Annotated in this window: 27 protein-coding genes and 1 riboswitch; of the genes, 3 read left to right on the top strand and 24 right to left on the bottom strand. The window is 40.6% G+C overall.

Annotated features, from left to right (window positions below):
- Positions 1-106: 106 nt before the first annotated feature.
- From MHH23_RS10585 to MHH23_RS10550, 8 genes are all read right to left on the bottom strand, one after another.
- The gene (locus MHH23_RS10585; RefSeq protein WP_007500982.1) at positions 107-1381 is read right to left on the bottom strand and encodes a Glu/Leu/Phe/Val family dehydrogenase; all 1275 of its coding nucleotides are present in this window, start codon (positions 1379-1381) and stop codon (positions 107-109) included.
- Positions 1382-1577: 196 nt separating this feature from the next.
- The gene (locus MHH23_RS10580) at positions 1578-2156 is read right to left on the bottom strand and encodes a genetic competence negative regulator (RefSeq protein ID WP_007500984.1); all 579 of its coding nucleotides are present in this window, start codon (positions 2154-2156) and stop codon (positions 1578-1580) included.
- Positions 2157-2320: 164 nt separating this feature from the next.
- Positions 2321-3109 carry a metallophosphoesterase gene (locus tag MHH23_RS10575; RefSeq protein WP_061419508.1) on the bottom strand — a complete coding sequence of 263 codons (789 nt, stop codon included), beginning with the start codon at positions 3107-3109 and terminating at the stop codon, positions 2321-2323.
- Positions 3110-3196: 87 nt separating this feature from the next.
- A complete protein-coding gene (locus MHH23_RS10570) occupies positions 3197-3649 on the bottom strand; it encodes a DUF2663 family protein (protein WP_007500988.1) in 453 nt (150 codons plus the stop codon).
- 64 nt (positions 3650-3713) lie between these two features.
- Complete coding sequence (locus tag MHH23_RS10565) at positions 3714-4478, bottom strand: LysM peptidoglycan-binding domain-containing protein (RefSeq protein WP_039963980.1); 765 nt, start codon at positions 4476-4478, stop codon at positions 3714-3716.
- Positions 4423-5064: a CPBP family intramembrane glutamic endopeptidase gene (locus MHH23_RS10560; RefSeq protein WP_017359770.1), complete on the bottom strand. Its 642-nt coding sequence runs from the start codon at positions 5062-5064 to the stop codon at positions 4423-4425. Before MHH23_RS10560 ends, MHH23_RS10565 begins: the two co-directional genes overlap by 56 nt.
- On the bottom strand, positions 5061-6569 hold the full coding sequence (locus MHH23_RS10555) for a RecQ family ATP-dependent DNA helicase (RefSeq protein ID WP_340959466.1): 1509 nt from the start codon (positions 6567-6569) through the stop codon (positions 5061-5063). The genes MHH23_RS10560 and MHH23_RS10555 overlap by 4 nt, the downstream gene beginning before the upstream one ends.
- A complete protein-coding gene (locus tag MHH23_RS10550; protein ID WP_340960140.1) occupies positions 6562-7614 on the bottom strand; it encodes a helix-turn-helix domain-containing protein in 1053 nt (350 codons plus the stop codon). Before MHH23_RS10550 ends, MHH23_RS10555 begins: the two co-directional genes overlap by 8 nt.
- Positions 7615-7882: 268 nt before the next feature.
- Here MHH23_RS10550 and MHH23_RS10545 point away from each other — a divergent pair, with 268 nt between their 5' ends.
- Complete coding sequence (locus tag MHH23_RS10545; protein ID WP_008344492.1) at positions 7883-8131, top strand: ferredoxin; 249 nt, start codon at positions 7883-7885, stop codon at positions 8129-8131.
- Between the two features lie 33 nt (positions 8132-8164).
- Here MHH23_RS10545 and MHH23_RS10540 read toward each other — a convergent pair whose 3' ends face one another.
- Positions 8165-8746: an ECF transporter S component gene (locus MHH23_RS10540; protein ID WP_008344490.1), complete on the bottom strand. Its 582-nt coding sequence runs from the start codon at positions 8744-8746 to the stop codon at positions 8165-8167.
- A gap of 149 nt (positions 8747-8895) precedes the next feature.
- Positions 8896-9028, bottom strand: a riboswitch (FMN riboswitch).
- 287 nt (positions 9029-9315) lie between these two features.
- On the opposite strand from MHH23_RS10540, the gene serA reads away from it, so the two are divergent.
- The gene (serA, locus tag MHH23_RS10535) at positions 9316-10890 is read left to right on the top strand and encodes a phosphoglycerate dehydrogenase (protein ID WP_340959465.1); all 1575 of its coding nucleotides are present in this window, start codon (positions 9316-9318) and stop codon (positions 10888-10890) included.
- Between the two features lie 32 nt (positions 10891-10922).
- On the opposite strand, the gene MHH23_RS10530 is transcribed toward serA, so the two are convergent.
- The 15 genes from MHH23_RS10530 to MHH23_RS10460 form a co-directional block, all read right to left on the bottom strand.
- The gene (locus MHH23_RS10530; RefSeq protein ID WP_340959463.1) at positions 10923-11570 is read right to left on the bottom strand and encodes a M23 family metallopeptidase; all 648 of its coding nucleotides are present in this window, start codon (positions 11568-11570) and stop codon (positions 10923-10925) included.
- A gap of 100 nt (positions 11571-11670) precedes the next feature.
- On the bottom strand, positions 11671-12777 hold the full coding sequence (locus MHH23_RS10525; RefSeq protein ID WP_340959462.1) for a sigma X negative regulator: 1107 nt from the start codon (positions 12775-12777) through the stop codon (positions 11671-11673).
- On the bottom strand, positions 12737-13297 hold the full coding sequence (gene sigX / locus MHH23_RS10520) for an RNA polymerase sigma factor SigX (protein WP_007501006.1): 561 nt from the start codon (positions 13295-13297) through the stop codon (positions 12737-12739). The genes MHH23_RS10525 and sigX overlap by 41 nt, the downstream gene beginning before the upstream one ends.
- A 202-nt stretch (positions 13298-13499) precedes the next feature.
- Positions 13500-15281, bottom strand: coding sequence for an ATP-binding protein (locus MHH23_RS10515; RefSeq protein ID WP_058336692.1), 1782 nt, complete (start codon positions 15279-15281; stop codon positions 13500-13502).
- The gene (locus tag MHH23_RS10510; RefSeq protein WP_003215596.1) at positions 15278-16000 is read right to left on the bottom strand and encodes a response regulator transcription factor; all 723 of its coding nucleotides are present in this window, start codon (positions 15998-16000) and stop codon (positions 15278-15280) included. The genes MHH23_RS10515 and MHH23_RS10510 overlap by 4 nt, the downstream gene beginning before the upstream one ends.
- Positions 16001-16086: 86 nt before the next feature.
- Complete coding sequence (gene ccsB / locus MHH23_RS10505; RefSeq protein ID WP_017359778.1) at positions 16087-17265, bottom strand: c-type cytochrome biogenesis protein CcsB; 1179 nt, start codon at positions 17263-17265, stop codon at positions 16087-16089.
- Positions 17249-18928 carry a cytochrome c biogenesis protein ResB gene (gene resB / locus MHH23_RS10500; RefSeq protein ID WP_045034330.1) on the bottom strand — a complete coding sequence of 560 codons (1680 nt, stop codon included), beginning with the start codon at positions 18926-18928 and terminating at the stop codon, positions 17249-17251. Before resB ends, ccsB begins: the two co-directional genes overlap by 17 nt.
- Before the next feature lies 1 nt (position 18929).
- Positions 18930-19460, bottom strand: coding sequence for a thiol-disulfide oxidoreductase ResA (resA, locus tag MHH23_RS10495; RefSeq protein ID WP_017359780.1), 531 nt, complete (start codon positions 19458-19460; stop codon positions 18930-18932).
- A 90-nt stretch (positions 19461-19550) separates the two neighbouring features.
- The gene (gene rluB, locus MHH23_RS10490) at positions 19551-20285 is read right to left on the bottom strand and encodes a 23S rRNA pseudouridine(2605) synthase RluB (protein WP_008344472.1); all 735 of its coding nucleotides are present in this window, start codon (positions 20283-20285) and stop codon (positions 19551-19553) included.
- A 134-nt stretch (positions 20286-20419) separates the two neighbouring features.
- Positions 20420-20956 (bottom strand): spore maturation protein, encoded by a 537-nt coding sequence (locus MHH23_RS10485; RefSeq protein ID WP_017359781.1) that lies wholly within the window; start codon positions 20954-20956, stop codon positions 20420-20422.
- Positions 20957-20960: 4 nt separating this feature from the next.
- Positions 20961-21548, bottom strand: a complete 588-nt coding sequence (locus MHH23_RS10480) for a nucleoside recognition domain-containing protein (protein ID WP_007501015.1) — start codon at positions 21546-21548, stop codon at positions 20961-20963.
- On the bottom strand, positions 21536-22687 hold the full coding sequence (locus MHH23_RS10475; protein WP_017367523.1) for a D-alanyl-D-alanine carboxypeptidase family protein: 1152 nt from the start codon (positions 22685-22687) through the stop codon (positions 21536-21538). The genes MHH23_RS10480 and MHH23_RS10475 overlap by 13 nt, the downstream gene beginning before the upstream one ends.
- Before the next feature lie 110 nt (positions 22688-22797).
- Positions 22798-23277 (bottom strand): YpuI family protein, encoded by a 480-nt coding sequence (locus tag MHH23_RS10470; protein ID WP_024718922.1) that lies wholly within the window; start codon positions 23275-23277, stop codon positions 22798-22800.
- A 113-nt stretch (positions 23278-23390) separates the two neighbouring features.
- Positions 23391-23984, bottom strand: a complete 594-nt coding sequence (gene scpB / locus MHH23_RS10465; RefSeq protein WP_008344462.1) for an SMC-Scp complex subunit ScpB — start codon at positions 23982-23984, stop codon at positions 23391-23393.
- Positions 23974-24732, bottom strand: coding sequence for a segregation/condensation protein A (locus MHH23_RS10460; RefSeq protein ID WP_007501021.1), 759 nt, complete (start codon positions 24730-24732; stop codon positions 23974-23976). Before MHH23_RS10460 ends, scpB begins: the two co-directional genes overlap by 11 nt.
- A gap of 210 nt (positions 24733-24942) precedes the next feature.
- Here MHH23_RS10460 and MHH23_RS10455 point away from each other — a divergent pair, with 210 nt between their 5' ends.
- Positions 24943-25035 (top strand): YjcZ family sporulation protein, encoded by a 93-nt coding sequence (locus MHH23_RS10455; protein ID WP_008359694.1) that lies wholly within the window; start codon positions 24943-24945, stop codon positions 25033-25035.
- The last annotated feature ends 52 nt before the right edge of the window (positions 25036-25087 follow it).

Here is a 25087-nt window from a genome sequence, read left to right as displayed (position 1 = left end):
TTCACTGCAATAACAATTGCTGGGCTGTTTGATTCTTTGCATGATTCCATAAAAAAATCTCCTATTTAAGGATAGGAGATTTTAAGGCGCGATGCAAATAAGTCGCTTAAATCCAGCCTCTGAATCGAGAAGCTTCAGCCATTTTACGTACACCGACCATATATGCTGCTAGTCGCATATCAATACGGCGGTTTTGCGCCATTTCATAAATATTATTAAATGATTTCACCATCATATCTTCTAAACGAGTTTCTACTTCTTCTTCTGTCCAGTAGAACCCTTGGTTATTCTGAACCCATTCAAAGTAAGAAACAGTCACTCCACCCGCACTTGCAAGTACGTCTGGAACAAGCAGTACACCACGATCTGAAAGAATTTTTGTCCCTTCCAATGTCGTTGGTCCATTTGCTGCTTCTACGACAATTTTGGCTTTAATGTTCGCCGCATTATCTTCTGTAATTTGATTTTCAATGGCTGCAGGTACTAAGATATCACAATCTAGCTCAAGCAGCTCTTGGTTTGTAATTGTATCATTAAATAATTTAGTGACGGTTCCAAAGCTGTCACGTCGGTCAAGCAAGTAGTCAATATCGAGACCATCTTCATCATACAAACCGCCGTAAGCATCTGAAATTCCTACGATTTTCGCTCCGGCATCATACATAAATTTAGCCAAGTAACTTCCTGCATTTCCGAATCCCTGAACGACAACACGAGCCCCATTGATGTCAATTCCTTTTTTCTTCGCCGCTTCTTTGATACAGATCGTTACACCTTTTGCCGTTGCAGTATCACGTCCATGTGAGCCTCCAAGAACAATTGGTTTTCCTGTAATAAATCCTGGCGAGTTAAATTCATCAATTCTAGAATACTCATCCATCATCCATGCCATGATTTGAGAGTTTGTAAACACATCTGGCGCTGGAACATCTTTTGTTGGTCCAACGATTTGACTAATTGCGCGAACATATCCGCGGCTTAGTTTTTCAAGCTCCCTAAATGACATTTCTCTTGGATCACAGATAATACCGCCTTTTCCTCCGCCATAAGGAAGATCCACAATACCACATTTTAAACTCATCCAAATTGAAAGCGCTTTTACTTCTTTTTCAGTAACGTTCGGGTGGAATCGAATTCCGCCTTTTGTTGGACCGACAGCATCATTATGCTGCGCACGATAACCAGTGAAAATTTTCACCGATCCATCATCCATACGTACTGGAATTTTGACCGTTAATAGGCGAATTGGCTCCTTCAGCAATTCATACACTTCTTGCGGATAGCCCAATTTATCAAGCGCTTTATGTATGACGGTTTGAGTTGACTTTAAAACATCTAGCTTATCTTCTGCGTTATGAGCGGCGTTTTGATCGGCTGCCATTAAAATAAACCCCCTAGAAATCTTTCATGATCTACTGCTCCCTTTCAAGCAATAGTATACACCTTCGTACTGGTAAAGCAAAGGTAAAAAGCGTTTTTTATCAAAATAAAATATCAGCGTTTATAAATATAAAAATGGATATAAAAAAATACTGTTGTTTCATCACAACAGTATTAAATATAATAGAAAAAAGTGATTAAAAATACAGTTGAATCGTTTTCACTGCATCTTCCTGCATGATCACTTTTCCGTATTCTTTTAACCGGTGAATGGTTAATGTCGTCGGAGAACCGAACTCCGCTAAAATAGAAATGACCGTATCTGCAGACAGTTCTTCGAAATCATCTAGGCTGAGAAAATATTGACCTTCATAATGGTAAACTGTCCCCCCCAAAAGTCCAATACGACTTAAACTATGGGACAGTTGAATCACATCTTCAAACGAGGCAAATTGATAGAGCACATGCTTGCTCTCGTCGAGCTTGACTTGCATCTCAATGTAATCTTCATCAAACTCATCATCAGCATCTTCCTGCTGACTCTTTGTCACAATGACGACCATCCCCTGCGCCTGAAGAGAAAATACTTCAACTGCAATCGGTCCATTCGCTTCAAAACCGAGCTCCTGATTCGCTTCGTTCATCATGTCTTTAAACAGCTGATGAACTTTGAACGAATCTTTCCAAAGGTCTTCTTTCGTAAGACCTCGGTCTGTCAGATCATCTAGTGTGAGAAAAATTTTGATTTTATTATAATTCAGACGCTCTAGCCGCATAACGTTCCCTCCTGCCTCTTCTAACACACATCATACTGTAGTATATGAGATGATGAGTCATAGGTTCTTAATTTTGTATTCAGTTTACACTGTGTCAAGACGGAAGACAAGCATGAAGCTATGCTTACGGTGACTTTTATGGAAAATATTGATGGGGCATCAACTTAGCGCGTTTTTAGCGGCATTAAATAGATCAGATGGGTTTCTGGTTCTGCTCCAAGACGCATCGGGATCTTTGTTGTTCCGTAACCATTACTAATCAGAAAGAAAGCACCTTTGACTTGGCCTGTTCTTCCTTTTTCATACGGACCAAATTTCCCAATGCGAATTTGACCCCCATGGGTATGACCGCTCAAAACAAGATCAATTCCCTCTTCTTCACTCATCAAGTGATGCACATCTGGGTTGTGTGATAAAAGGATATTCACGTCTTCTTTGACAAACTCCGGCCGTATCGCTTCATAATCTGCTTTTTCAAGCCTGATATCATCGATTCCGCCTATTTTAATGGGCTGTCCTTCAAAATCCCACACAGCCGTCTCATTTTGCAATGTCGTCACCTGATAGGTATGGAGGAGGTCTTTGAGTTTTTGCTGATGCAGCTCATGGTCGTTATTCCCCCACACAAAGTACACCGGGGCAATCCTTGCTAAACGTTTCACATTTTCTTCGACTCTAGCATAAGGGACTCCCTTTTCAGCTAAGTCCCCGCCGATCATAATGACATCAGGCTGCTGCTCTTCTACTTCCGCTAATAAAGTATCACTAATTAGACGGCGATGGGTATCAGAAATAAAGAAAATGACTGCAGGTCGATCTGACTGAAGTCCTTCTATTGTAAAGTAATGCTTTTTGATGTTGTTTTGTTTTGCCGTTTTCACCATTTTCGCTGTTACACACACACCTGTTGTCACAGCGGCTATGGCAGCAGTAAATCCGATGGCATATTTCATTATGAATGACTCCCTTGTATCAGCTTTCTTTTATAGGACGCTTGAATGAAAAAAGACGTTTCAACTGTTTAAACGTCTTTTGCTCATTTATTTACTTTCATAATAGAGGTTGATGTCATATTGCGTCTGCATGAAGTGAAAAACGGCCTCGCGCTCTTTCCACTGATTTGATTGAGGCCATAAATCTGTGCTTTTCTGTATAATTTCACATCTGAGCTTATGATATTCATCCTCAGCCTTTTCTTCTTTTTTCTTATAATAATACGATGCGTAAAAAGCAAACACTTCAGCCATGATCCAAAACAGAAACACCTCATGGCCAAGCAATGTGGCAATCATCGCTTCCGGCTGCAGGGAGCCCCCGCTATTAGCTGTTATCACAAAATAAAACAGAAGAATCGCAAGTGATAAAAGGGCTGTCCATTGCCACCTTTTGCATTGTTTTGCAAATCCCTCGTATTTGCGTTTCCTTTTGATCAATGTTTCAATCATTTTCTGTGTCGGCTGATCCATATAGCGGCTGATTGCGTGCAAAGTCATCACATACACCCTTGTCCCTTTTTTCTACATATGTATGTGCTTTTCGATTCATTCATGTCAAATATTAATTTTCTAATGGGATATTCAATACTTGTCCGCTGTACACGCTATTTCCTTTTAAATGATTGTAAGCTCGAATTTTCTCTTCCCCTGATCGGTTTTGATAATACTTCATGGAAATTCGATACAAGTTTTCCTCTGGTCCAACAGTATGCTGCACGACACGAACAGGCTTTTCTTCCTGCTTCTTCTTCTCTTCTGCTTCTTTTCGCTTTTTCTCTTCCTGCTGTTTTTGAAGAGCGAGCTGTTGCTGCTCACGCTTTTTTGCAGCTTCGGCCTTTTCACGCTCAGCCTTCTCTTTAGCGGCTTGTTCTTTTTTCTTTTGCTCTGCTTTTTCTTTTGAACGCTGCTTTTCTTTATCAGCATCTTTCTTTTTCTTCTCATCATCAGACGCATCCGCTTTGTCAGCGCTTGAATCATTTTTTGTGTCAACAAGTGCTGACGGGACTGGATCTGTGTCAGCACTCGATGTTTTATCAATATAAACACCTTGATTGTTGTTATCGTTAATTTCCTTTGATGTGTAATAAATCAACAGGAAGAAAACCGTGACGACAATAATAGGAAAGATAATAGCCAGTGTCGTAAACAATGGATTACGCACCTTTTTGGTTCGCTGCTTTTTATATTCATGAAAATCTTCTCGTGTAGGAAAGTGAGAGTCATCTGAAGGATGCACTTTTTCTTCTTCAAGATTTTCCTCTACATCATCATCATGGATGTTTGTCAGCTGCTGCTTTTTTCTCTTCATTCTCGACATTTCTTCCATGTTCATCCCTCCCCCAATATTTAAAACGAATTTGACATGCAAAGACTAGGTCAATGACAAAGTGTGTCATGACAGGAACGAATAAATTCCCTGTCCACTCGTATAAAAGTCCTAAAAAAATACTAATAGAAACCACAAGGATAAACAAGAGTATTTTTGACAAATAGCGAAAGTGAAGAAGTGCAAACACAATGCTTGCAATCTCCAGTCCAAATTGCTGCTGAACGATCCCGCGAAATAAAATTTCTTCTGAAAAGGCAATGAGCAGCGTTAACCAAACAATATGCAGAATGCTGCGGTTTTTGAACATTTTTTCATTTAATCCGCCATCATCATACATATGAGCCGGAAACACCTTCATGACAATAGCGTCGACAATAATCACAAGCAAAGCGCCGCCAATTCCGTAAGTCAGGATACGCATATCTCGGATCTGCCATAAGGCTGTAAAATCAGTCCAATGATCAAACATAAACATCCCTAGTAAAAAAGAGACAATCAGCATGAGCAGCTGTGTGAAATACAACTGTTCTACTACTTGTCGATCGGTTAATTTTTCAATAATACGGCGATGTTGTTCAATCAATGCTGCGCCTCTTTTGTCAGGTGAAACAGACGATCCAGCTCGGTCTTCCAGTGTTTCATTTCATTCAGCTCCAATGGTTGATCTTTTTTTTCATAATCAGACAGGTCAAGTCCGCATGAAGAGCAGCAGTTCCCAAAGGAAGCGTCCTCCGTTAGATCAAGCTGCTCATCAAAGTATGATAACAGAGATTGCCTAAAGCAGCGATGGCCAGTGATATGCTCTTTAAACTGCCACACTTTTTTTAGCTTTTCTGTTTGTCTATCCTGCAGCTTTTCTTTCAGCTTCTTCATGAGCAAACGGGGCTGTTCAGTTTGGTACATCTTGTAATAATGCGAGAGCATTCGCGCACGCGTCTCCTGAAGCCCTGCTTCCATCAATTGTTCACGTAATTTCTTTTCATCATTTATCGGCATTTGTGATACTCGAGATAAGAAAAAATCAATTTCTGGATCATCAAAACCTTCTGCTTGAATCAAATGACTTTGAATATCCGCATCCTCTTCTGTATATAAAAGAACGCTCACACTATTTTTCCCGTCCCGTCCAGCTCTTCCAATTTCCTGCATAAATGCTTCAATTGACTGAGGCGGACTCATATGAATCACAAAGCGTATATTTGCTTTATCAATTCCCATTCCAAAAGCACTTGTACAGCAAATGAGATCAATTTGACCACTGATAAATTGCTGCTGGATCAGCATGCGGTCTCCTGACTCCATTCCACCATGATAAAACTCTACACGTTGATGCGTTTTTTGTTTCACCAAACGTGAAATATCTTCTGTCATTTGCCGGGTCGGACAATAAATCAGCCCAGGCCCTTGAAGGGTTTCCACAAGCTCCAGTGCTCGTTTCTCTTTTGCTTCTTTCGTTTCATGTGCCTCTTTTAATAGTGCAATATTCGGCCGGTTGACTGAATGAATATGAACATCTGGATGCTCTAGCCGCAACGTTTGCACAGTATCTTTTAAGGTTTGTTTCGTTGCAGTTGCCGTTAGTGCTAAGGCGACAGGATTGCCGAGCGCTTCTCTCCATTCCCCAAGCTTGGAGTATTCCGGGCGGAAATCATGTCCCCATTCCGATATACAGTGGGCTTCATCTACAACGAATAGCCCCACATGCATCGCTTTGAGCTGCTCTAACAATACCTCTGACATAAGCGCCTCAGGTGCGACAAATAAAAATTTATATGATGGCAAATGCCGAATAATATGTCTTCTTTCTTGAAAAGACAGTGTACTGTTAAGCGCAGCCACTCGCTTTTCACCGCGCATTTTCATGCGTTCCACTTGATCTTCCATGAGTGATAAAAGAGGTGAAATGATCAGCACTAACCCATCTGTCAAATAGCCCGGAATTTGATAACAAAGTGACTTCCCGCCACCAGTAGGAAGCATGGCAACCGTATCTTTTTGTTGAAGTACACTTCGAATAATGTCCTCCTGACCTGTTTTGAAGGCATCATAACCAAAGTATCGCATCAGCGTCTGATGAAGCTTATCCACTTGCTTTCACCATCCTTGTCAATGCCAATCGTATTTGAAAATAAGTAAATGAATGCTCGAGACTTTCTTTGATCAGCTTCATCTTGTTGGTTTGGAGCTGACCGGCTACCTCATGTATCGCCTTTTGAGCTTCACTGCTGACATACGGTTCGATCGAGAAACTCGGCTCATGTATCGAGAGCTCCACAATATGATCTTCAATTGTCGCTTTTTTTAATGAACGAATATGAGCAATTTGATCAATACTGAACCCTTTTTGTACAAGCTCAAGCGTTTTATGGGTAGAGGTGGTCAGCACACGTTTGAATTGAAGATCATCTATCATTCGCTGGATGATCGGTGCCTCACCTTTTTGCGCACATTGAATAAAATAATGGAGCACATTCCAAAAAAGCAAGTAAACATACCATACATCTTCTTTCATCCATTCCGCCATTTGCTGGTACGTCCGTCCGATTCTTTCATTGGAAGTCAATGAATAAACAAAAAGCAGTGCCTCTTGATCAGTTAAATGAGCAAGAAGTGTTTCAAGCTCATGATGGATATCTTCAGAAAGCTTTTTCTTCTGGTGATATTGCGAGAAGAAGGATTTCGTCCAGTTTTGAACCGATATATCTCTTTGAATCGGCACATAGTGTTGTGATCGCGCTGCATGATGCGAAAGGACCTGCACAATTAAAGACAGCCTCATCCATAACACCTTTGCTTTATCATGATACTTGGCACCATTAAAATAAACTGGCATCGGTTTTTCAGTGAAACACTGACTGAGCATACTTATTCCTGCATCTGTGGCAATGAATGTATCCCCTGTCTTTCTGATTAAGTGCTGCTCTTTTAGCCTTTGTACAGAGCGGTTCAGCTGATCCCTCGTAAAAGCTGGGTAGCAGCCGAAGTAGCTAGAAAGCTGAAACAAACTTGCATCCTGTATCGTTTGAGATGATTTTTTTCCTTTAAAGAGATGGTAGACAGCACTAATGGAGCGTTCGCCGTTCAATTTATGTACGCTGTCCATCAACATGACATCCAAGTAATGAATCGTCATTGACCAAAGCACCTGTCTTCCTGACAAAATTCGAATATTTTCTCCCTTCATTTTAACAGATTTCATTGAAGAAGAAATGTTTAAACTCAATTAATGGGGGAAAGTTATGAACAAACCCTTATGTGATAAGCATTCTCAATCACTTTACAGTTGAAATGTGAATTTAAAATCATTACAATAAGGTTTGAGGAAATTGGTTTTTTATCGGTGAAACTAAAAAGGTTAAACCATTTGTTCCATCGAACAATCTGGGAGGTATTTTTTTAACATGGCAAAATATACAATTGTAGACAAAGACACATGTATTGCTTGCGGCGCATGCGGTGCAGCTGCTCCAGACATTTATGATTATGATGATGAAGGCATTGCATTTGTCACGCTTGATGACAATCAGGGGACTGTAGAAGTTCCAGAAGTACTTGAAGAAGATATGCTTGATGCATTTGAAGGTTGCCCAACTGACTCAATTAAAGTTGCGGACGAAACTTTCGATGGTGATCCACTTAAGCATGAATAGGATAAAAGCCCCTTTAAAAGGGGCTTTTTTATATTAACTATTTTGAAGTCGGCGTTTATTTTCAAACCATGGACGCATTTTGACAAAAATGAAACTAAAGACGATGGTGATGATGATTCCTTTAATCAGGTTAAAAGGCAAGATCCCTGCTGTAATGGTTGCCTTTAGCACATGATCTGACAGGACGGGTGCATTCAAAAACCATGTATAAGCAGGTAGGAACAAGAAATAGTTTAAGATGCTCATCATGACTGTCATGAGTAATGTTCCGAGAATCATGGACCACGCTAACCCTCTTGCTGATTTAATCTTTTTAAAAATAAAAGCCACCGGTAAGATGAATAGTACACCTGCTGTAAAATTCGCTACTTGATCCACAGGAACACCGGACATGCTACCATGAATGAGGTAGTGCAGTAGGTTCTTTAAAGCTTCAACAGCAATCCCAGCACCTGGCCCATAAATTAAAATTGCAATAATCGCAGGAATATCACTAAAATCAATTTTTAAATACCCAGGAAGCCCAGGGAAAGGGAAATTCAATAACATTAATACAAATGCGATACTGCTAAGCATGCTGATGACAACTAAACGTTTTACTTTACTTTGATTCAATATTCTCTCTCCTTTTCGATCAAATCTTTCGAAAAGAGGATTGTTCAATTTTAGCCACAAAAAAACCGCTCTGAATACATACACAGGAGCGGGAAATTTAGGCTACACAAATAAACGTATAAACAGACATGTTTTCAACGTTTACGAACCTCCATCTTCTCCCATCCAGACTATACTGTCGGCTTCGGAATCACACCGAATCCTGCCAAAAAAGGCTCGCGGGCTTAGAGACTATGCCTCATCACCGCCGGTAGGGAATTACACCCTGCCCCGAAGATTGATCATTATTCAATTCGACATCATTATATATGATATATGAGCATTTGTACAGATAAAAATCCTGAGCAAATTCATCAGTTTTAAGAAATCGTAAAAAACCTAAAATTTATAATGACAAATGCGTAAAAATTGGTTATCTTTTGTTTAAAGGTGTCCATTCTTGATCAAGACACTAAAAAATGTTCGTGTTTTCTTTTTCGCTTTACTGCTTTAATTTGATTGACACAGTGAAAAGGAATATGGTAAATTATCAGATATTTATGACGTTTATTTTAGGAGGAAATCTTACGATGTTTCGAGTATTAGTCTCAGATAAGATGAGCAATGATGGTCTTTTACCACTATTAGAATCAGATTTTGTTGAAATTGTTCAAAAAAATGTAACAGAAGCAGAAGATGAATTACACACGTTTGATGCCTTACTTGTCAGAAGTGCCACAAAAGTGACAAAAGAACTTTATGAAAAAATGACTTCATTAAAAATTGTTGGCCGTGCCGGGGTGGGAGTCGACAACATTGACATTGATGAAGCGACAAAACATGGTGTGATTGTCATCAATGCGCCAAATGGGAATACGATTTCAACGGCAGAGCATACGTTTGCGATGATCTCATCTCTCATGCGTCATATTCCTCAAGCGAATATTTCTGTGAAATCAAAAGAATGGAACAGAAGCGCATATGTTGGTGCTGAGCTTTACGGAAAATCTCTTGGGATTGTTGGCTTAGGCAGAATTGGAAGTGAAATCGCCCAGCGTGCAAGAGCATTTGGCATGACGGTCAACGTATTCGACCCTTTCCTCACAAAAGAACGTGCCGAAAAAATTGGTGTTAATGCAAAATCACTTGATGAAGTGCTTGAAGTATCAGATATTATTACGGTACATACACCTTTAACAAAAGAAACTAGAGGACTTCTCAATAAAGAAACAATCGCAAAAACGAAAAAAGGTGTTCGTCTAGTGAACTGTGCACGCGGCGGCATCATTGACGAACGCGACCTTCTTGAAGCACTTGAAAATGGACATGTCGCAGGGGCTGCACTCGATGTATTTGAAGTAGAACCACCTACTGAGAATCCACTTGTGGATCATCCAAACGTCATTGCCACTCCGCATCTTGGTGCATCTACAAAAGAAGCACAATTAAATGTGGCGGCACAAGTCTCTGAAGAAGTCCTTCAATTTGCAAAAGGACTCCCGGTCATGTCATCTATTAATCTACCAGCGATGACAAAAGACGAGTTCAAAAAAATCCAGCCTTATCATCAATTTGCGGGAAAACTTGGACGTCTTGTTTCTCAATCGATGAGAGAACCTGTAAAAGAAGTCAGCATTTCATATGAAGGATCTATCGCAAAACTCGAAACATCATTTATTACAAAAAGTCTGCTTTCTGGCTTTTTGAAAGAGCGTGTCGATTCGACTGTAAATGAAGTCAATGCTGGTATGGTGGCAAAAGAACGCGGGATTAGCTTTAGCGAGAAAATTTCTTCAAGCGAATCTGGTTATGAGAACAGCATTTCCATTGAAGTCAAAGGTGACCTTTCCACCTTTACATTAAAAGCAACGTATATCCCGCATCTAGGTGAACGTGTCGTTTCTATTAATGGTTTCAATATTGACTTTTACCCAGATGGGCACCTTGTCTATATTCAGCATACTGACGCACCTGGTGTGATCGGTCAAGTTGGAAAGATTTTAGGCGACCACGATGTGAACATCGCGACAATGCAAGTAGGCCGTAAAGAAAAAGGCGGCGAAGCCATCATGATGCTTTCTTTTGACAAGCACCTTGAAGATGAAATTGTCCAAACGTTAACTGAAGTAAGCGATATTCTTTCTGTACGTCTGATTGACCTATAAAAAATGGTAAACCTCATGCAAAAGCATGAGGTTTATTTTGTTGAAACGATTAAACGTTCACCTGTACGTATGAGATGCGTTGTCAGTGCATTGATTTTTTTCAATTGATCAACGGTCATTTGATGTGCTTTAGCAATGGACCAGAGCGTGTCCCCTTGTTGTATGACATATGTATGTTTCTCATATCCATCTACATGAAGGGCTGGCTCTTGGAAACGATCTCTTGCAATGATTGTGAGCGGATCTACTGCATCTTCTTTACTAACTGACCAATGACCCCTGTGCACCTCAAAATGCAAATGAGTGCCCCTAGAAGCGCCTGTGTTGCCTATGATGCCGATCGGCTGTCCTGTTTGTACATGGTCACCATTCTTCACAAAACGCGCATTTAAATGCGCATAGACGGTTTCATATCCATTTGGATGCCGAATAAATACAACTTCTCCATATGTAGCAGATACATAGGAACGAGTAACCACACCTTCGCTAGCAGCCAAAATGGATTCTCCTTCTGGTGCAGCAATGTCTAACCCCTTATGCGAACCACCTCTTGTCCCAAACAAATCAGTGACTTCACCTTTGATTGGTTCCACCCACTCAGTTGTTTTCTCTGCATGGGCAAACGGTGATAAGGTCAAGAACAAGAAACAGCTAGCACATATGTAGCAATACCTTTTCATCAGTGACTTCCCTTCTTTGAAGTTCTTTTCATGACAGCTTAGTATACCTCAAGGAAGCCCTTTTCTATACATGAAAAAAGAACGCAATAAGTTGCGTCCTTTAGCGTTCTTTGATAACAACTGGGTTTGGCAGTGCCGGTACCTCTAGCGGTTCTTTTAATTCATATGGGCCTACTTGATCTGTTCCTGCATTTTGTATCGTGACATCTGTAAAACCGAAATCTTTCGCTGTGAGCAGCAGTCCTTCAATAAGTAAAATATGATCAATTGAGTCCGTTAATTGTGCTGATGCTCCAAACGTGATGGTTGCATGTTTTCCTTTTGATGTCACCTTTTGAATAGGCTCTTCTTTAATGAGTGGATCGAGTCCTGCATCATTCGCCCGCTTCATCGCCTCTACCGCATCTTTATAAGAAGGATAATCATCTTTTGACGGCACCAAAAATGTCCCGCTCTTATTTTCTAAAACGTAGTAAGCGTGCTTTGTTTGTTTATTAATTGAAATGGTACCAAGACGGCCATTCGTCCCTAATTGAAGGTGCGAGCCATTGACAGACTTGACCTGTACTTGTTTATATTGGCTCCATTTTAACGTTTCTTTGACCATGTCTTTAAAACGATTGGCTTCTTTTAATGTATCAAGAGACAAATCATTTTTCAGCTGAAAAATCAGCGTGTCCCCTTTTTCACTCACATCCACCATATCCATATAGGCTTGAAGAGGTTTTGTCATTTCAGGCAGCTCCAGTTTTTCATATGTATCAAGAAGCGCCTGCACATCATCATGCTTATTTTCTTTTTGAATACTGATTGGGACAACTTGAGAAGTCGATTCATCTATGTATGAAATCGTCATATACTTTTCTTTGTCAGATGCGTAAGCAACATGTGAAGGATCATTTGTGTTTTTTACTGCCTCTAATGTAGCATTCACCTGTCCTTTTTCAGCACTCGAGTCCATTTTCACTTTCTTTATATCTTGAGCAGACGGCTGAAATAAATGAGGAGAAATCAAAAACGCCATAAATAAGACCACAACGGTTGCGACCGCTGGACCGATCCATCTGGCACTTTTCTTTTTCTTCCCGCTTGCCATCAGCATTTGCTGGTAAATCTGCTTAGATGAACGGTTGTCCTCCACCTTTGGAAGCTGACTGAGTAATACTTTAATTCGTTCTTCGCTCCAATTGGACCTGTTCGTTTTCATTCACTAGCTCCTCCTTCAAAAGCTCCATATGTTTTCGGAGCACTTTCAGGCCTCGGTGCTGCGTTGTTTTGACTTTGCTTTCCGAGAACTTTAGCGCCTTGGCCGTCTCCATGATTGAGTAGCCTTGGATAAACCTTAAAATGATGACGGCTCGTTGATCAATGGTGCAATGATCAAGCGCGGCATAAATTTCTTTGATATTTTCATCCTGTACAGCCAATTCATCTGGGAGCAGGTCTGGATCTTTTACATCCTGTTTATCCCAATCAAACGTGCCGAGCACCCGTTGTCTGATGGTTTGCTGTTTGCGAAACCAGTCAATTGCCACATGCCTTGCAATTGAAAACAGCCATGTTTTCTCGCTGCTTCTTCCTTCAAAAGTTTTATATGAGTGAAGTACCCGAATGTAAACCTCCTGAACGAGATCCTCTGCCTGATTTTTATCTTTTACCATATAAAATAAAAATTGGTACAAATCTTGATGGTACGAATCATATATTTTTTGAAAGGTTTCATGCATAGGAAACCCCTCCGTTCACTTATTTTTGTCGAGTGACTCTCACAAAACGTTACATTACAACTTTATGACAAATATATTACAAGATCGACAATTTGGAAAGGGCTTTTAGTTTAACTTCTCCTTAAAAATATGAAAATAGAAAAAACACTTCATTTTCTTTCGAAAAGAAGTGTTTCTCATGTAACAAGATTCTTCGTCAAGATTAGACGAGTTCCTGCTTTTTTTTCGGAATATAGAAAGTGAAGTGAGTACCTGTTCCAGCTTTACTATGTGCATGAATGGAGCCTTGATGCGCTTCTACGATGTTCTTCACAATCGCAAGGCCCAGCCCCGTACCGGAACGTCCTCTTGTTCTTGCTTTATCTGCTTTATAGAACCGTTCAAAAATAAACGGGAGATCCTCTTCAGGAATACCGCTTCCCGAGTCTTTCACATCCATTTTGAGCCCATTTTCCACCGATTGAACTGAGAAGTGAACTTCTCCGCCTTCTGGTGTATGACGAATGGCATTATCGATGAGATTTGTAAAAACCTGTTCTATTTTATCTGGATCAAATACAAAATACGGTTCTTCTACTTGAATTTCATACGTCAGGTTGATTTGTTTTTCTTTCGCAATTCCAAGGAATTTACGGTAGATTTTTTCAGTCAGCTCTTCTGTATCAGTTGATTCAAGATTCAGTGTAATATGACCAGCTTCCATACGTGCGAGATCGAGAAGATCATTCACAAGACGACCCATTCGAAGTGATTCATCATAGATAATTTGGGCAATCTCTTTCTTTTCCTCTTCTGATCCGGCAATGTCATCGACAATCGCTTCACTATAGCCCTGGAGCATAGCAATAGGTGTACGGAGTTCATGACTGACATTTGCAATGAAGTCTTTTCTTAGCTTATCCAGTCTTCTCTCTTCTGTCATATCGCGAAGTACCGCTACCGCCCCTCTGACATCTTGCTGGTTATAAAGCGGAGACATGAGAAGAACCCAAGTACGCCCTTGCAGCGTGACTTCGATCATTTGCTCTTTTTCCGTACTGACGGCAGTATGAAACAATTCACGCGCTTCTGGCGGCAGTTCATCCCCATCTTTGATCTTCATATTTTGCTCGTAATACCAAGCCTGCAAGAATCTTTCTGCAGGAGGGTTTGTCATGAGGATCGTTCCATCAATATTGATCGTGATGACACCGTCTGCCATACTGCTGAGAATGTTGGACAAATGTTCTTTTTCTTGATTTAAAGCGGTTATATGAAATTTAAGCTGCTTACCCATTTGATTAAAGGCGATCGCCAGTTCCCCAATTTCATCTTGCGTTAAAATAGGAATCTTTGTATCAAATTTCCCTTTCGCCAAATCTTGTGCTCCCTCTCTCATCTTTCTGAGAGGATAGGTGACACGAGTGGATAAGAAGAAAGCGAAAATCGTCGTCAGCACAATCGCAATTCCGGCTGCGAGGAAGATATAACGCGTCGTATGTTTTGTTGTCTGCTCTACAGCGAGGAGGGATTGAGAAAGAAAGACCATCCCTTTCTTTCCGTTCGCCTCGTAAGGAACACCTACTACAATGCGTTCATCCTTCTGATTGCCTGTATCAGATTCAGCTCGTTTACTGATTTTTTTTCGATCTGTCAGTGCTTTGTTCAAATCTTTGTCTGCTTCAATTTGTTCTTTTGTGATCGCAGGAAGCTTCCCGCCTTTTTCAGACGAATACCATTCTAGTCCATCCTCTTGAACAATCGCGATACTTGTCAATTTATCAGCTAGTTCTGATGTAATCGATCTTGCAAGTGATTGATCCTCATGGCTTTCTAAAATGACTGCTACTTTGTTGGCCATTTGTGTTAAATCAGACTTTGCTTCTTCCACATGGTAATTCTCAATGAACTCTAAAAGAAGCACAGTTAAAATCGATAAAACAATGAGCACGAGGAAAAGAATGGTTAACCATAGCTTTCCTACGACACTTTTCCACAGCTTCATTCAGCGCCGACCTCAAATTTGTACCCGACACCCCATACTGTCACGATTTTTTTCGCTGCTTCTGGTGACACTTTATTTAGTTTTTCACGAAGCCTTTTGACGTGAGTATCCACTGTTCTCAGATCCCCAAAGAATTCATACTGCCACACTTCTTTGAGAAGCTTTTCCCTGTCATAGACCTTATCCGGCGTTTTTGCCAAGAAGTACAAAAGTTCGTATTCTTTCGGCGTGAGGCTGACTTCTTTTCCATCTGCTGTGACCCGGTGTGCATCATGATCAATGGATAGATGAGAAAACACGAGAACATCTTTTGTGGTTGTTCCAGTATTAAGGTATGACGTTTGAGACGATCTTCTTAACAGTGCTTTCACACGAAGGACCACTTCACGCGGGCTGAAAGGTTTGACGATATAATCATCCGTTCCTGCCTCAAAGCCTTGCACACGGTTAGCTTCCTCACCTTTTGCTGTCAGCATAATAATTGGTGTGGCTTTTTTATCTCGGATTTGATTACACACTTCAATCCCATCTGTCCCAGGCATCATTAAATCAAGCAAAATGAGGTCATAATCGGTTTGAAGTCCTTTTTGAATGGCTTCATCCCCATTTTCCGCTTCATCAATTTCATAATTTTCCCGTTCTAAATACATTTTTAAAAGGCGACGAATTCTTGCCTCATCATCGACGACTAATATTTTCGTTTGAGTTGTGTGTTCCATTAGACAATCCTCCTGCTTTCTCCGTTGTTACATACATTTTAACAAAAAGCCGAATTGAATCATAAAAGTTGGCCTTTTTCATGCGATTACGCGTAAGAATGAAGCCCCGCAATCACTAGGTTGACAAAGATGAGGTTAAACATAATGATCGCAAATCCGATTACAGCAAGCCAAGCGGACTTTTCACCATGCCAGCCTCTTGATAACCGAAGGTGGAGATAGGCGGCGTAAAATAAAAATGTAATTAAAGCCCACACTTCCTTCGGGTCCCATCCCCAGAATCTCGTCCATGCAATTTGCGCCCAAATCATCGCAAAAATAAGGCCGCCTAACGCAAATACAGGGAAACCAATGGAAACAGCCCTGTATCCAATTTCATCGACTAAATCGAGATTCACCTGTCTTACGAGCGGCTGAAGCAGCGCACTTAGTCGTTTGCGAATGATCAATCTTAGCAGTCCATAAATAATCAGCCCAACGCCAAATGACCACAGCACTGTATTCACCTTTCTACCTGAAAAAACAGGCGGCAGATCAACTACAGGCTCTAAACGATCTTTTGTGATAAGTTCTCCTTTATGAGGTCCTACTAAAGCAGGCAGCTCATAGACCATGACGCTCTCTTCTTTATTTTTATCTACCCAATTAAATTTCGCTTCATACCCTGTCATTCTAAAAATGGACGTGACTGCGATAAATGCAAGGGTGACCACAATCATAAACATGACCAGCTCTAAGCCAAAGGTTTTCTTCCCCGGTTTTGTTTGATCGACATGCTTCAAAAGAAAAATCACACCTGCCACAAAACTGATCGCCAAAATGGCTTGACCAAGCGCTGCTGTCGTGACGTGAATATATAGCCAATTACTTTGAAGTGAAGGAATCAGCGGTGAAATATCCGATGGAAACATGCTTGCATAAGCAATGATTAATAAAGCGATTGGAAGTGTGAATAAACCTAGCACAGACACTTGATAGACAAAATATAAAATAATAAATGCGAGCACCAGCATCATGCCAAAGGCTGTGGTGAATTCAAACAGATTACTGACTGGTGCGTGACCAGACGCGATCCATCTTGAAATAAAATAGCCAAATTGACTCAAAAAACCGATGATGGTGAGCGTTATGCCGATAAGTGCCGCCTTGTTTTTGCGCGGACCCTCTTCTTTCTTTTTTCCTTTAATGGCCCCTCCAAAAAAAGGAACTGCCGCTAAATACAATAGAAAAGCTGCAAATAACAGGTTTTCACTGACTGCCGCCATCTAATCCTTCCCCCTTGCTTTTGCTGATACTTGTTGTATCAGGCAGTTCTTTTTGATCCACTGGCTGTTTGATGCCACTGCCGTGCAGTAACACCTTGAGATCAGACTTTAAGCCGAACCAGTTTTTGTTTGTATGTCCTGCCACAAATACTTTTCCATCCTTTGCCGACAGCCAGATTCTTCTATGCTGCCAGTACATCCCTTGTACGACACCAATCATAAAGATCATTCCGCCAACAATAAGTACCCAGAGTGTTAAGTCTTTTCGAACCGTTAAACCTGTCACGTTTTTTGTTTCAACCCGGTCAAATTTCATTTTATAAAGATTGTTATCAGAACCCTCTACTGTCTCTTGAATCGCGACAAAACTTTTTTCACCTTTTGGTTTTTCAGGAGAGATCATTTCAAAGACGAACGCAGGATTATTCGGATTCCTCGTTTTCGTACTAGGTGTGCCATCTTCGTCAAAATAAAAATCAGGCAAATAACTCATCACCTTGACTTTGTAACCGCTACCAAGATCATATTCTGACTTAGGCTCCAGCAGATTAATCTTCACTGTTCCGAAAGATTTCTCAGTATCTTTTCGAATCAGCTGAAAGACCATTTGATCGAGTTCATTTTGTTTAAAATCCACTTGATATAATGAGAAATTGTCAAACTTAAGCGGTTCATTCACTTTAATATCGTGTTCTGTTACCTGCTTCAGCTTTGGCTTTTCACCAAAAACAACTTCTCCTTCACGTTTGTATAAAACGGCATCGGTTTTATAACTTTTGACGACTTGACCATCGCCAGCCTTTTCAATAGCATTTTCAAAGACTTCTTTTTCTTTTTCAGATTCATAGCGGTCAATTGAAAACGCATTATTCTTTAAGAAGTATTGGCCTCCCGTCCCTGGGATTGGTGCCGTTTCGCCTTCTCTTACCCATAATGTTTCATCCACGTACATTCCCGGGACAAACCGAAGCATGGATCCAATGAGAAATATAATTAATCCAATATGATTGACGTAAGGTCCCCAGCGGGAAAAGCGGCCTTTTTCAGCTAAAATATGTCCATCTTCTTCTCGTACGCGGTAACGCTTTTGTTTCATCTTACTAACGATGCCTTCATATGTATGTTGATCTAATGTTTGATTTGTTTCACTGAAAAGACGCTGCCTTCTCATAAAGCCTTCTTTTTTGACAACCCCTTGATTTTTGAGTGCACGATAAAGTGGAATCACTCGATCAAGGCTGCAAATCACAAGGGAAATTCCGATAGATGCGACAAGGGCTAAAAACCACCAAGAATTATAAAGATCATGGAATCCAAGGATGTAATATAACTTACCAAACGACCCATATTGCTCCTCATAATAAGTGGAAGCTGATGCACCTGGCGGAATAAACCGCTCCTGCGGAAAAATAGTTCCTAGCGAAGAAGCTAACAGTGTGATGACAATGAGCCACACACCCACTTTTACGGAAGAAAAAAAGTTCCATACTTTATCAACAATCGTTTTGTTGTATGTTTGCGAGCGTCTTGCACTGCCGTCATATCTCATATCAAGCAGTTTTGATGAATTTTTCTCTTTTACTGAAATGGGATTCCCGCATGATTCACATAGAACAGTACCGATTGGATTAATATGTCCACACTCGCACTTTACCTCTTTCATTCTATGACCCCTTTGGTTTAATCAAATTCATATATTCATAGACATTACGTTCTGTCATCGTCCCCTTTATGACTTTGATTACTTTGCCTTCAGGATTAATTAAAAATGTGGTTGGCAGCGGCGTAATATCATATGCCTCTGTCACTTGACGATCTTTGTCCATGGCAACAGGAAAATTCACGCCATAAGCATCCATAAAGTTCTTCACAGCAATATTGGATTCCCCCACATTTACGGCAACAATTTCGACACCGCGATCCTTGAACACTTCATACTGATTTGCCATATAAGGGAATTCCTGCTTACATGGACCGCACCATGTACCCCAAAAATTGAGAAAGACGCCTTTGCCTTTTAAGTCCTTTAATTCAATCCGTTCCCCATCTACCGATTGAAGGACAAAGTTCGGCGCAATAGATCCTTCTTTGATTTGATCCTGTTTGGCAAATACTGAGTTATACATCGTATAACACAGTGCAGCAAGCATCACGAGGAGAATGCCCGTCCGTATGAAAAATCGTCTTTTCTTCATCTGAAGTACCCCTTCCCCATAGACATTCAGGTAAATTATAGCATTCTCCTTCTTTTGATGCTTCTTCATTTTTTGAAGTTTATGTGAAAATTAAAAAGCGCTTTTCCCATGATCCGCAATCGCTCTCAGACGTTTCACTTCATGCGGCGTCAATTCTCTGCGATCTCCTGGTCTCATGCCTTCAATATGAAGGAAAGCATATTGCTCTCTTTTGAGTTTTAGAACGTCGTGGCCGATTGCTTCAAACATGCGACGAACCTGTCTATTTCTGCCTTCATGAATGGTTAATTGCACAATACATGTTTGCTTTCGTTTATCAATCGAGAGCATTTTGGCACGGGCAGGTGCTGTTTTTTTATGGTCTAACATGATTCCTTTTTCTAACTTTCTAAGCAATTCTTTTGAAGGGATGCCTTTTAGTTTCGCTGCATACGTTTTATCAATTTGATATTTCGGATGCATGAGCTTATGGGCAAATTCGCCATCATTTGTAATCAAAATTAAACCGCTCGTATCATAATCCAACCGGCCGATTGGATACAGACGCTGCGGAACATCATCAAAGAAGTCTGTCACGACTTTGCGTCCTTTATCATCCTCGGCAGCTGAAATGACGCCGCGCGGTTTATAAAGCATAAAGTAAACCGGTTCTTCTCTTTCAAGCTTTAAGCCATTGACTTCAATTTTATCTGAAGAGCCCACCTTTACTCCGAGCTCTGTCACTGTTTCACCATTAACGGTAACTCGTCCTTCTTTAATTAATTCTTCAGCCTTTCGTCTAGAAGCGACGCCGGCATGGGCAATTACTTTCTGTAAACGTTCCATTTGTCTTTCACCTCATGTACTATCTTACTTGCTTGGCTTGAAACAAACAAGCATTCGCGGAAAAATAAGCGTTTCATCTGTCTAATTTCAACAAAAAAGCTGTTTTCCATCCACGAAATAAAAAAAGCACCTGATTAGGCGCCGCTAAATAACAAACTGACGATAATAATTGATGCAATGATCCCAATCAGGTCTGCAAGTAGCCCCACTTTCAGTGCATCTCCCATTTTTTTAATACCAACTGCTCCAAAATAGACGGTTAAAATATAAAGGGTCGTATCCGTTGACCCTTGCATAACGGCGGCAAGCTTGCCGATAAAAGAGTCTGGACCATAAGTCGCAATTAAGTCTGATGTCATACCAAGCGCCGCTGTTCCTGATATAGGACGAATAAGCGCAAGCGGCACCACTTCTGTAGGAACACCAATCGCTGTAAACACAGGTTTCAATAATTCCATGACAAAATCAAGGGCACCTGATGCTCGGAAAATCGTAATGGCGACAAGCATACCGACTAAATACGGAATAATTGAAAAGGCAATTTGAATGCCTTCTTTCCCGCCTTCTACAAATGTTTCGTACGTCGGTACTTTTTTAATCGTCCCTGCAATCAATATTCCTGCGATGATCAGTGGAATCAAAGCAAGTGACAGCCAGTTAATAAATGCCACAAGATCACCCCCGCCTGCTTCTGCGATAGTGGAAATAGCGATCAATCATAATCGCACCGATACCTGAAATAAGTGTCGCCAAAATGGTTGGGCCTACAATATCTGTTGGCTGATCTGCGCCATAGGTCATACGAATGGCAATGACAGTCGTTGGCACAAGTGTGATAGAAGATGTATTGACTGCTAAAAAAGTGATCATAGACCGGCTCGCCTCATTTTTCCCGCCATTTAATGCTTTCATCTGCTCCATCGCCTTAATCCCAAGTGGAGTGGCAGCATTGCCAAGCCCAAAGAAATTTGCCATGAGATTGGACAGAATATACCCCATCGCTGGATGATTCGCAGGAATCTCAGGAAATAGTTTTGAGATAAAGGGCCGGCATAATTTACTAAAAAAATGTAACAACCCCGCTTCTTCTGCGATCTTCATCAATCCTAGCCAGAATACAAGAACACTAATCAACCCAATTGAAATGGTGACCGCTTCTTTTGATCCTTTAAAGACCGCTTCATTCACTTCATGCATCGTTCCGTTAAACATTGCATAGACAAGACCGATGACCGTGAGGAATACCCAAATCAGATTGACCATGAAGATCCGCCTATCGATGTCTGAAAGACAGACTTAAACATTTCTTGAAAGCTTTTTTGGGGCATTCGGTTGCGTTTGTTTTCATAAAAAATGGGGACTTGCTCAATTACCTGACCATCCAGTAAGAACGTCATTTTCCCTACTACATCTGGGATCGCTTCTTTGTTTTTCTCCCATTTCTTTTCAGGCGTCAGCATTTCCGTTTCGATTTCCACTAGTTTTTTCTCATCCTCATTTAGTAAATAGTCCACATCCCGCTTAATAAACGCTTTTTTTTCGTAAAAAGTCCCTTTTAACGAAGCGAGCCTGCCTTTTTCAGCAAGCACATACGTTTTATAGTGATCAAATGCATACTCAAACATTGAGATATGATCCTTCCAGTCATCCGGTGCATTAATCGTCACAGCAATGAGCGCAGCATCTCCTTTTGCAGCTGTGGAGACAAGTGTGCGTTTTGCAAGTTTTGTATATCCTGTCTTCCCTCCAGTCGAATATTGATACAAACCCGTGAGCAGCTTGTTTTTATTTTTCCAATAACCCTCGATTGTTTTTGCTTTATAAAAGGTGGTACCGGCAATTTTTTGATATTGCTGATGCTTCATGGCGTACTTCGTTAAGATCGCCATATCATAAGCTGATGAATAATGGTTTTTATGATCATCGAGTCCATGCGGATTTTGAAAATTCGTATTCTCCATGCCTAGTTCAGAGGCCTTTTGGTTCATCATAAAAATAAAGCCTTCTAAGCTGCCGCCAACATGTTCTGCAATGGCAACAGCTGCATCATTTCCAGAGCGTAGCATGAGCCCGTATGTCAAGTCTTCTAAGCTCACCTTCTGTCCTTCCTTTAAATAAATCGAAGAACCTTCCGCTTGAATCGCACGTTTTGACACTTTGACCATGTCGTTCATTTTTCCTGATTCAATGGCTAATACAGCCGTCATAATTTTTGTGATACTGGCGATTCTTCTTTTTTCGTGCTCGTCCTTTCCAAATAGGACTCTGCCTGACTGTCCATCTATTAAAATGGCGCTTCTCGCACTCACCGATAATGAGACGTCTGCTTGAGCGTGTGAGGAAAAAGGCAGTAAGAGTGTTAATAGAAGAAGGACTGCTGTTCCAATTTTTAAATAGGGCATGTTCATTCACGTCCTTGTCCGTTTTGTACAAGTGTATGCGCGGCTGAAAAAGTTATGATGCCTCGTCCATAAAAAAAAGCAACTCTCATATGAGAGTTGCCTTGTCTTCTTTATACCATTTTCATTTGCTGATGAGATGTTGTATATTCCAGCTCTTCTCTCATCGTTAAAAAATCTTTTTCTAATGAAGAAAACAAACGTTTGACCTCAGCCGATACTTCATGATGGAAAACAATGCAGCTTTTTCCTGTGTAGGCTGAACGGCTATTTTCATACCAAGTATCCTTTTTTGGTGTAAAAAATTCTTCAATACATTGATGATAAATACGATGAAGCGTCTGCTGGGCGGCTTGCTGCGGGAATGTCTGCTGCTGCCTGATTTTCCTACAAACCGCCGCGGCATCCTCGCTATAAACTGCAAGCTTCCGCAATGTACTTAATATGTCACAATAATAGGCTTCCGCTTCCGGGTTTAATCGTTTCAAGCTTGATAAGGTAGCTTCGTTCAGAAAATCATTCACTTCAACTGCAACCTTTGATAAAAAAACGCCTGCTTGATCAACTTGAGCCTTTACATTCATATGTGCCATTTGTTTCGTGTTTACCTTCCCCTCATGGCTTTGTCACCATTTTATCTTTCAAATAAAGATTTTAGACCTAAAATCTTTTTTATATTTTATCATACATTTTTCCTTATTTTGAACTATTTTATCTCTTCAAATGTTTGATTGAAGTTTTCAAAAAAGAGATCAGCCTCTTCTTGCACCCCATCTGCTTCCACATTCTCTGGAAGTGGCGGTAATTCATCTAAGGCTTTTAAACCAAATTGCTCTAAAAAGGTAGGTGTTGTCCCATAAAGGATCGCTCGTCCCGGTCCATCGGCACGTCCTACTTCACAGAGCAGTGCTTTGGCAACTAAACTATGCAGCACTCGTTCTGATTTAACGCCTCTGATCTCCTCGACTTCGCTGCGTGTAATCGGTTGTTTATACGAGACAATGGCGAGCACTTCTAGCGCTGCCTGTGACAACCCTTTCGATGGTGTCTCTACTAATTTTTTTAAATATACGCTGTATTCTTTTTTCGTCAGCAGCATATATGAATCTGCATATTCAATAAGCTCAATTCCTCGTTCTTGTTTTTGATATTCTTCCTTTACGGCAGACATAATATCAAGCAACGCTGCCTCATCAACTTCAAGAACAGACATGAGCTGTTTTCTTGTTAAGCCTTCGTCACCTGCTGCATATAGCAGCGCTTCTAAGATGGCTTTCCAATTCACGATATCAAGCGTCATGAATCGTTTCACTCCCTATGATATAAATATCTTCAAAGTTTCCTTCCTGCTCCAGCATGATTTGATGGCTTTTCATCAATTCGAGAACAGCAAGAAACGTCACGACAAGGTGTTCCTTTTGATCATGTTGAAACAAAGTCATGAAATTGGTTCGCTTTTTTGTTTTTCTTAAATGGTTCATAATCTCATTCATTTTGTCTTCAATCGGGATTTCTTGTCTTGTAATCTTTGATGGTGCTGGTTTTGTTATTTTTTTGCGGTTCAATACCTTTTGGAACGCACCTAACATATCATACACCGTGACATGTAAGTTTGTGTCCTTCGCTTCTGCTTCTTTTGCAAATTCACTTAAATCACTTGGTGGTTTTGTGAAGGCGTTTTGCCGCTCTTCTTCACGTTCCTTCAGTTCTTGCGCTGCATTTTTATACTTGCGGTATTCAATTAATTTGCCAATCAGCTCATCACGAGGGTCCTCTTCTTCTTCCATCAGGTCTTCATCAAACAGCTCTTCCTCTTGTTTTGGAAGAAGCATTCTGCTTTTAATGCTGAGGAGAGTTGCAGCCATCACCAAATACTCACTTGCAACATCCAGTTCAAGCTCCCTCATCGTGTGGACATATAATAAATACTGCTCCGTAATTTTAGCGACGGGAATATCATAAATATCAATTTCCAAACGGTTAATTAAATGTAAAAGCAAGTCCAAAGGACCCTCAAACGAATCTATTTTCACCTGATATTCCAGCATTCTTTTCTCACCATTTCTACTGTCTTCTAAGTACCGTTTTCATCGGCTAACCTTTAGTATAAGACACGATAAAGCTCTCGTCCAATATAATTTCGACCATGAGGCAGCAGGCAAAAAAAGAAAAACAGTGGATTCGCCCATACCAATGAGGGCATTTATACATAGAATACCATTGTAATCAGAACTGATGAAAAAGGAGGCCGTAACATTATGGGAGATGGTTATTACTTCGGCGGAGGATTTGCGCTTATTGTTGTGCTGTTCATCTTGCTGATCATCGTTGGCGCGGCTTGGGTTTATTAAAGAAACAGAGCGTCCTTTCATAAAGGGGCGCTCTTTCTTCTTTTCTTTTCGG

The sequence above is a fragment of the Bacillus sp. FSL K6-3458 genome (assembly GCF_038005045.1).
Classification (GTDB): Bacteria; Bacillota; Bacilli; order Bacillales; family Bacillaceae; genus Bacillus; species Bacillus altitudinis.
The sequence above is the reverse complement of the archived record's forward strand: the minus strand, read 5'-3'. Positions and strand labels throughout refer to the sequence as shown.